Source organism: Shewanella sp. CAL98-MNA-CIBAN-0140 (assembly GCF_040309905.1).
Classification (GTDB): Bacteria; Pseudomonadota; Gammaproteobacteria; order Enterobacterales; family Shewanellaceae; genus Shewanella; species Shewanella psychromarinicola.
In genome coordinates, this window is the sequence record NZ_JBEOPI010000194.1 from 1 (window position 1) to 265 (window position 265).

General features: G+C 45.7%; 1 protein-coding gene. It reads right to left on the bottom strand.

Annotated elements, in window-relative coordinates; all coding sequences use genetic code 11:
• Positions 1-11 precede the first annotated feature (11 nt).
• Positions 12-265, bottom strand: a 254-nt coding sequence (locus tag AAEY93_RS20720; protein ID WP_351079564.1) for a TatD family hydrolase, incomplete at its 5' end; no start/stop codon positions are given.

Here is a 265-nt window from a genome sequence, read left to right on the forward strand (position 1 = left end):
GCATAACGGCTTTAAACATACTGCGCCAGCAAATTCTCAAAGTTTTTTGCCGTTAATGCGCCGACTTCCTCAACGCTCATACCGTACAAATCCGCAAGACAACTTGCCACATAAGGCACATAAGCCGGCTCATTCGGACGACCGCGTTTGGGTACGGGCGCAAGGTACGGACTATCGGTTTCAATTAATAATCTTTCTTTTGGCATTCTTTGTGCAGCATCGCGAATGATTTTTGCGCTCTTAAAGCTGACAATACCTGAAAATG